This is a genomic window from Roseomonas sp. TAS13, from assembly GCF_001950415.1.
Lineage (GTDB): Bacteria > Pseudomonadota > Alphaproteobacteria > Acetobacterales > Acetobacteraceae > Roseomonas > Roseomonas mucosa.
The window spans coordinates 1-6691 of sequence record NZ_BDLP01000240.1 but is presented as its reverse complement, the minus strand read 5'-3'; the positions used below and the strand labels follow the sequence as shown (position 1 = coordinate 6691).

At 72.0% G+C, this 6691-nt stretch carries 6 protein-coding genes; 5 read left to right on the top strand and 1 reads right to left on the bottom strand.

Going from position 1 to position 6691, the window contains the following annotated elements; all coding sequences use genetic code 11:
• Nucleotides 1-472 precede the first annotated feature (472 nt).
• The 4 genes from ROTAS13_RS16740 (at nt 473) to ROTAS13_RS16725 (ending at nt 5199) form a co-directional block, all read left to right on the top strand.
• On the top strand, nt 473-2242 hold the full coding sequence (locus tag ROTAS13_RS16740; protein ID WP_083755578.1) for an IlvD/Edd family dehydratase: 1770 nt from the start codon (nt 473-475) through the stop codon (nt 2240-2242).
• A gap of 89 nt (nt 2243-2331) precedes the next feature.
• Entirely contained in the window at nt 2332-3096 is a 765-nt protein-coding gene (locus tag ROTAS13_RS16735; protein ID WP_058389154.1) for a 2-keto-4-pentenoate hydratase, read from the top strand.
• A gap of 256 nt (nt 3097-3352) precedes the next feature.
• The gene (locus ROTAS13_RS16730; protein WP_075822898.1) at nt 3353-4300 is read left to right on the top strand and encodes a 2-hydroxyacid dehydrogenase; all 948 of its coding nucleotides are present in this window, start codon (nt 3353-3355) and stop codon (nt 4298-4300) included.
• A gap of 104 nt (nt 4301-4404) precedes the next feature.
• Nucleotides 4405-5199, top strand: coding sequence for a YdcF family protein (locus ROTAS13_RS16725; RefSeq protein ID WP_058389966.1), 795 nt, complete (start codon nt 4405-4407; stop codon nt 5197-5199).
• A 15-nt stretch (nt 5200-5214) separates the two neighbouring features.
• Here the strand turns inward: ROTAS13_RS16725 and ROTAS13_RS28505 are convergent, their stop codons facing one another.
• Nucleotides 5215-5601 (bottom strand): MucR family transcriptional regulator, encoded by a 387-nt coding sequence (locus ROTAS13_RS28505; RefSeq protein ID WP_058389965.1) that lies wholly within the window; start codon nt 5599-5601, stop codon nt 5215-5217.
• 393 nt (nt 5602-5994) lie between these two features.
• Between ROTAS13_RS28505 and ROTAS13_RS27255 the strand changes: the two genes are divergently transcribed.
• Entirely contained in the window at nt 5995-6192 is a 198-nt protein-coding gene (locus ROTAS13_RS27255) for a hypothetical protein (protein WP_155985199.1), read from the top strand.
• Nucleotides 6193-6691 lie beyond the last annotated feature (499 nt).

Here is a 6691-nt window from a genome sequence, read left to right as displayed (position 1 = left end):
TCGCCTTACGGTGGAGCTGTGCGTAGATGTGATCAAGAGACAAATCCGCCAGGACCCTGCGGGCCCTGGACCCGATGAGTTGGTTCTGACGGATGCCGGATCGCGCCGGAGAGCGATGCTCTCCGGCGGGCTGCCGGTGCCGCGAGCGCGGAGACGGTGTCTTTCTTCTTTTCGGGAGCCCCGCGTTTCCACCTGTTTCGGGGATCAGGCGGCAGGGTAACGGCCGCCACAGGCGCCAACGAAAGGCGGGGCCCGGGGACATACCATGTCCCCGGCGGAGAGGGGGGGCGGAGCCTCTCTGCCGGGGGCTGCCCCGGGCGCCGCGCCCCGCCTTTCCCCGAGGACGGAACGGCCCGCGAAAGCCGGGGCGGGAGGCTGGACAGGGGCGGGAGCCGGTCGTTTGATGCCCGCCCTGAGGAGCGGTGATCCGGGAACCGGACGCCAGCGACGGATGACAGGGCAGGAGTGCATCATGGCCACGCTACGCAGCCAGAACTGGTTCAACGACCCCTCCGACCCGGATATGACGGCGCTCTATCTGGAGCGCTACCTGAACTACGGCCTGACGCCGCAGGAGCTGCAATCCGGCCGCCCGATCATCGGCATCGCCCAGACCGGCAGCGACCTCGCCCCCTGCAACCGCCATCACATCGAGCTGGCGGAACGCACGCGGGCCGGCATCCGCGACGCCGGAGGCATCCCGCTGGAATTCCCCTGCCACCCGATCCAGGAGACCGGCAAGCGACCCACCGCGGCGCTGGACCGCAACCTTGCCTATCTGTCGCTTGTCGAGGTGCTCTACGGCTATCCGCTCGACGGGGTGGTGCTCACCACCGGCTGCGACAAGACCACGCCCGCCCTGCTGATGGGCGCCGCCACGGTGAACATCCCGGCCATCGTCCTGTCCGGAGGCCCGATGCTGGACGGGCACTACAAGGGCAAGCTGGCCGGCAGCGGCACCATCATCTGGGAGGCGCGGCGCCGCATGGCGGCGGGCGAGATCGGCTACGAGGAGTTCATGGCGCTGGCCGCCGCCTCCGCCCCCAGCGTCGGCCACTGCAACACCATGGGCACGGCGCTGTCGATGAACTCGCTGGCCGAGGCGCTGGGCATGAGCCTGCCCGGCTGCGCCTCCATCCCCGCCCCGTACCGGGAGCGCGGGCAGATGGCCTACGTCACCGGCAAGCGCATCGTGGAGATGGTCCACGAGGACCTGACGCCGCGCAAGGTGATGACCAAGGAGGCCTTCGAGAACGCCATCATGGTGGCCTCGGCGCTCGGCGCCTCCACCAACTGCCCGCCGCACCTGGTCGCCATCGCGAAGCATGTCGGCGTCGAGCTCAGCCTCGACGACTGGCAGCGTGTCGGGCACGAGCTGCCGCTGCTGGTCAACTGCCAGCCCGCCGGCGCCTATCTCGGCGAATCCTTCCACCGGGCCGGCGGCGTGCCGGCGGTGATGCGGGAGCTGCTGGATGCCGGCGTGCTGCATGGCGGGCCGGTGGGCGTCAGCGGCCGCCCGATCGCCGAGAGCCTGGCCGGCGTGACGGTGGAGGACCGCGACGTGATCCGCCCCTTCTCCGCGCCGCTGATGCCGGAGGCGGGGATGCTGGTGCTGCGCGGCAACCTCTTCGATACCGGCGTGATGAAGACCTCGGTGATCTCCAGGGAGTTCCACGACCGCTACCTGTCCAACCCCGGGGACCCGGATGCCTTCGAGGGCCGCGCCATCGTCTTCGAGGGGCCGGAGGACTACCACAAGCGGATCAACGACCCGGCGCTGGAGATCGACGAGTACTGCATCCTCTTCATCCGCGGCTGCGGCCCGGTCGGCTATCCCGGCTCGGCGGAGGTGGTGAACATGCAGCCGCCCGACGCGCTGATCCGGCGTGGCGTCAACGCGCTGCCCTGCATCGGCGACGGGCGGCAGAGCGGCACCTCGGCCAGCCCCTCCATCCTCAACGTCTCGCCCGAGGCGGCGGTGGGCGGCGGCCTCGCCCTGCTGAAGACGGGCGACCGCGTGCGCTTCGACCTGCGCGCCCGGCGGGTGGACCTTCTGCTGCCGCCGGAGGAGATCGCGGCGCGGCGCGATGCCCTGCAGCCCTATGTGCCGAACAACCAGACGCCCTGGCAGCAGCTCTACCGCGAGCGGGTGGGGCAGCTCTCCGACGGCGCCTGCCTGGACTTCGCCACGGCCTATCAGGATGTGGTCCATACCAAGGGGATGCCCCGGCACTCGCACTGAGGCGCATCGCCCGTCCTGTTCCTGACCACCCCAGCGCCGTCCCCGGGCCGATCCCCGTGCGGACGGCCCGACTGACGGAAACGAGTTTCATGACAGATCCGCGCGCCGCCACCGAGGCGCTGCTCCAGGCCCGCCGCAGCCGCGACTGGATCGCCGTCCTGCCCGACGGCGCCCGGCCGCAGGACGAGGCCGAGGCCTATGCCATCCAGGACGCGGTGGCGGCGGCGCTGGCGCCGGAGCAGGGCGGCATCGCCGCCTGGAAGGTCGGTGCCGCCAACGCCGAGGCCCCGCCCTTCGCCGCGCCGATCCTGGCCGGCACGCTGCGCTTCGACGACAGCCCCTTCGCTCCCGGCTTCTTCCAGGTGATGGGGGTGGAGGCCGAGCTCGCCTACCGCATGGGCCGCGACCTGCCGCCGCGCGCCGAGCCCTATGCGCCGGAGGAGGTGCTGGACGCGGTGGCCAGCCTGCACCCGGCCATCGAGATCGCCGACACCCGCTTCATGGGGCTGAACACCACCGACAGGCTGAGCCACCTGGCCGACCAGCAGAGCCATGGCGCCCTGATCGTCGGCCCGGCGCTGGCGGACTGGCGCGGCGTCGTGCCCACGGCGCAGCCCTTCATCCTGCGCCTGAACGGCCAGGTGGCGGCGGAGGGCAGGGGCGGCAACCCGGGCGGCGACCCGGCGCGGCTGCTGCACTGGATGGCGAACCATGCCGCCGCGCGCACCGGCGGGCTGAAGGCGGGCGACGTGGTCACCACCGGCTCCTGCTGCGGCGCCATCCCCGTGCCGCCGGGCACGGCGGTGGAGGCGGAGTTCCCGGGTATCGGCACGGTGCGGACCGCCATCGGCTGAACGGGACGCCCCCAATCGGCGGGCCGGCCCGTACCCGGAGCGGACCGCCGTGGGGCGCATCGCCCGGGAACGCGGACGCCGCGCCCGGGACGATGAGCCGGTGCCCTGGCGGGGCGGATGCGGACGGGCCGGGAATGCCCTGGCCGGACCTGTGCGGAGGGCCGGAACGGGCAATGGTCCCCCTCGGCCGGATGTTGAAACGCTGCCGGAGTGACCATGTGAGGCGCGTGGGCACGGAGCCACAGGGAGGAAGAAGATGAGCCAGAAGCCGGCGATCCTGGTGATGTCGAAACTGATGCCGGCCATCGAGGCCAAGCTCGAGGCGTCCTTCGAACTGCACCGCCTGCCCCCGCCGGGTGAAAGGGACGCCTTCCTGCGCGAGACGGGGCCGCACGTCCGTGGCGTCGCCACCAGCGGCACCGCCGGGCTGCCGGGCGCGGTCATGGAGGCGCTGCCGGCGCTGGAGATCGTCGCGGTCAACGGCATCGGCGTGGATGCGGTGGACACGGAGCAGGCCAGGCGGCGCGGCATCCCCGTCACCGCGACACCCGGCGTGCTCACCGACGATGTCGCCGATCTCGGCATGGCGCTGATGCTCGCCGTGTCGCGCAACCTCTGCAACGCCGACCGCTTCGTGCGCGAGGGGCGCTGGGAGCGCGAGACCATGGCGCTCGGCCACAAGGTCAGCGGCAAGCATCTGGGCATCCTGGGCATGGGCCGCATCGGCCGCGCCGTGGCGCAGCGCGCCGCGGGCTTCGGCATGACCATCGCCTACAACGACCTGCATCCGGTAGAGGGCCTGCCGGACTACCGCTTTGTCGGCTCGCTGGTGGAGCTGGCGCGGGAATCCGACTTCCTGGTGATCACCGCCTCGGGCGGGCCGGAATCGCGCGGCCTGGTCAATGCCCATGTGCTCGACGCGCTGGGGCCGGAGGGCATCCTGGTCAACATCGCCCGCGGCTCCATCGTCTCGGAGCCGGCGCTGATCGCGGCCTTGCAGGAAAGGCGCCTGGGCGGCGCCGGGCTCGACGTCTTCGCCGAGGAGCCGCATGTGCCCGAGGCGCTGCGCCGCATGGAGAACGTGGTGCTGCAGCCGCACCGCGCCAGCGCCACGGTGGAGACCCGGCTGGCCATGGGCAACCTCGTGGTGGAGAACCTGCGGGCGCATTTCGCCGGGCAGCCCCTGCCGACGCGGGTGGCCTGACGCTCCTTCGGGGGGGGGCGTGCAACGGGCGGCGGGGGGGGCCATCGCCGGCCCGGGAGCGGCCATGCTAGCCTGCCCGGGCAACGGGATGCAGGCAGGGCCGCTTGAGCTTCCAGATCACGAAGTCCCTTTCGCTGCTCGCCCAGCCGAGCTTCCTGCTGTTCCTCTGCCTCCTGTTGGGGACCCTGCTGGTGTGGCGCCGCTGGCGGCGCAGCGGGCTCACGCTTCTCGGCCTGGCGTCGGGGTTCCAGTTGCTGCTGATCCTGCTGCCGATCGATTCCTGGCTGCTGGCACCGCTGGAGAACCGCTTCCCGCAGCCCGATCCGCCCCCGGCCCATGTGGATGGCATCATCGTGCTGGGCGGGGCGGTGCGGACGGAGATGACCGAGGTGCACGGCACCCCCTCGCTCAACGGCGCGGCGGAGCGGATGACCGCCTTCGTGGGGCTGGCCCGGCGCTATCCCGGGGCGCGGCTGGCCTTCACCGGCGGCAGCGGGCGGCTGGTGGCCGGGCATGTCACGGAATCCGAGGTGGCGCGCCGCCTCTTCGAGGAGCTGGGCCTGACCCGGCCGGTCATCTACGACGAGGAGTCCCGCACGACCTACGAGAACGCGGTCTTCCTGCGGCAGAAAGTGCGGCCCGCGCCGGGGGAGACCTGGCTGCTGGTGACCTCCGCCTGGCACATGCCGCGTTCGGTCGGCGCCTTCCGGCGGGCCGGGTGGGAGGTCCTGCCCTGGCCGGTCGATTACCGCAGTGGGGCGTCCTATGGCGAGACGCTGGAGAACAGCCTGCCCGATAAGCTCGGCAACCTCGACGGCGCCGTGCATGAATGGCTGGGCCTGCTCGGCTACCGGCTCATGGGGCGTAGCGCCACGCTCTTCCCGGGGCCGGGGGAGTAGACGCGGCCGCCGGGTTCAGCCCTTCCCGGCACCTTTCTGCGCGCCCTCGGCACGGCGCCGGGTCAGGGAGGCCGCCACGGGCGGCGGGCGGCCCGGCTCCGCCCCGTTCGCCGTGCCCATCGGCCCCGTCAGGGCGCGATGCACCTCGGCGATCAGGTTGGGCAGGTCGGTGGTCTGCACCGCGTTGTTCGAGACATGGGCCGCCACGATCTGCACGGTCAGCGACACCGGATCGCGCTTCTTCGGGGCCAGCAGCCCGGGGATCTGCTTGCGGGGACGCTTCCGCGCCAGGGCCCCCGGCTGCAGCAGGACGCCGAGGCTGCCCAGCCCGGCGCCGGCCAGGAGGGCGGCGGCGGCATCGGCGCGGACTTCCTCGCTCCCGGCCTGCGCGGACGCCGCCACGGGCTCGGGTTCCGGGGGCGCGACGGGCTGCGCGGCAACTTCCCCGGGCGTGGCTTCCGCCTGGCTGTCCGTGGTGCCGCGTGGGGTGTCCGGGGAAGCCTCCTGAAGGGCCAGAGCGGGCTGCTCCGGCGCAGGAGGGTGTGCCCTGCCACCGGCCCGGCGCGGTTTCGCAACGCTGCCCGCCGGCGGGGCGGCGGCCGGGGGAGGCGAGGCCGGAGCATCCTGCGCAGGAGGTGCCTCCACGGCCGGGGGTGTCTTTTCCCGGGGTGCGGCATCCTGGGGCAACGAAGCCTGAGGGGCCGGCGCCTGGGCTGCCCCGGCCGGCGGCGCATCGGTGGGCGGAGCCGCGGCATGGCCGCCGGAAGGCCCTTCGGAAAGGCCGGGGGCGGGCGCATGCGCGAGAAGGCGGCGCAACGTGCCGGCGGTTTCGTGGAAGCCGTCCCGGCGGCTCACGACAAAGGCCTTTCCGTCCAGCCAGAAGATCCGCTGCTGCATGGACAAGCGATGGATCTGGGATTCGGTCGCCGGCAGGAAACGACAGCCGAGCGATTCCGCGATCGCATACTGCTCGCGCGTCAGTTGCACCGATGAGTTCTCATAATATCTGTAGAACCTGTGCGAAGGGCAGGTGGGACAGGGCTTGGCGGAGACTTGTCACCGGCTGTCAAACCCTGCGTTCCAATCTGTCTTCCGTCACGAAGTTCCTGGCCAAACAACGATTGCGAATGCCTTTCAGGCCCTCTGCGGAAACCGGTCCCGCCTGAGTCAACCCTGCGCTTCTTCCCGGCGCCCATCCGGATCATGGATCGGGGCGGGTTTTGCCCGCTTCCATCCACAGAGGCAATCCATGGATGCCGATGCCCATGGGAAAGCCGGGCCGCGGACCGGCGGGCGCGATAACGCGAAGTCCTGTCCGCCACGGCATTCTGCGCGCAAGTGGCACGGGATGCCAGCGCATTTTCCGGAACCCGGCGCGCGCCGGGGGCCATGGCGGGGCGGGGCGCACGGCCTTGCGCTGCGGTCGTTCCGGCCGGCGCAAGGAAAGCGGCCTTTCCGTGCCGGCCCGTGCAAGCCTTCCCCCGCGCGCCGC